The sequence below is a fragment of the Tepidibacter formicigenes DSM 15518 genome (assembly GCF_900142235.1).
In the GTDB taxonomy this organism is placed as follows: domain Bacteria; phylum Bacillota; class Clostridia; order Peptostreptococcales; family Peptostreptococcaceae; genus Tepidibacter; species Tepidibacter formicigenes.
Genome location: NZ_FRAE01000146.1, coordinates 1 through 1,168, shown reverse-complemented (window position 1 = coordinate 1,168; position 1,168 = coordinate 1). Strand labels below are relative to the sequence as shown.

The window sequence follows — 1,168 nt, the reverse complement described above, 5'->3', positions numbered from 1 at the left end:
TGTCCAAAATGTAATGGTGAATTAGTTTCAAAAAATACAGATGAGTAGCTCTGCTACTCATCTGAGAGTATCACGAAGTGATATTTTGTTCTTTTACAATCTATATATAAGGAGTGGAAAATATGAAATATATATATTTAGACCATGCTTCAACTACGCCTATAAAAAAACGAGTTTTAAAAGAAATGTTACCATATATAACAGAAAATTTTGGTAATCCCTCTAGCGTTCATCTGTTAGGAAAAAAATCTAAAGAAGCTATTGAAAACTCACGTATAAAAACAGCTAATGCATTAAATTGTAATAAAAATGAAGTGTATTTTACATCTTCAGCAACAGAGTCTAATAATTGGGTATTAAAAGCAATAGCATTTTCAAATAAAAAAAAGGGGAAACACATTATTACTACTAAAATTGAGCATGCATCAATTTTAAATACTTGTAAATTTTTAGAAAAACAAGGATTTAATATAACGTATCTTCCAGTAAATAAGTATGGAATGATATCGTTAGAAGATTTAAAAAACTCTATATCTGATGAGACTATACTTATATCAATTATGTTTGCTAATAATGAAATAGAATCTATTCAGCCTATAAAAAAAATAGGAGAAATAGCAGAAAAAAAAATATTTATTTTCATACAGATGCTGTTCAAGCAATAGGTAAAATTCCAATAGATGTAAGAAGTCTCAATATAGATATGCTTACTATATCTGCTCATAAAATTTATGGTCCTAAAGGAATTGGAGCTTTATATATTAATGAAAACATAGACATAGATAACTTTATTCATGGTGGGTTTCAAGAAATGAAAAAAAGAGCTGGAACACAAAATGTTTCAGGATGTGTTGGATTAGGATATGCTATAGAATTAGCAACAAGTGATATTGAAAATAAAAATAAAAAAATTGAGATATTGAGAGATAAATTAATTAATAAAATCCAAACAAAAATTGATGGAGTAAAGTTAAATGGACATCCCACTGAAAGATTGTCTAACAATGTAAATGTTTCTTTTGAAAATCAACAACATTAGAAGATATTGAAAAAACTGTAAAAAAATTATATACTTCTATAAAAGTGCAATTTTACTTGAAAAATTTTACAGTTAAATAGCCAAAGTCATTTCTATGCAATTTTCAGATACTCAAAAATTTTATTAATA

1 pseudogene is annotated in these 1,168 nt (G+C 25.9%); it reads left to right on the top strand.

The features are described from left to right. Positions 1–122 precede the first annotated feature (122 nt). A pseudogene (locus tag BUA77_RS14860) lies at positions 123–1,039 on the top strand (cysteine desulfurase family protein). The last annotated feature ends 129 nt before the right edge of the window (positions 1,040–1,168 follow it).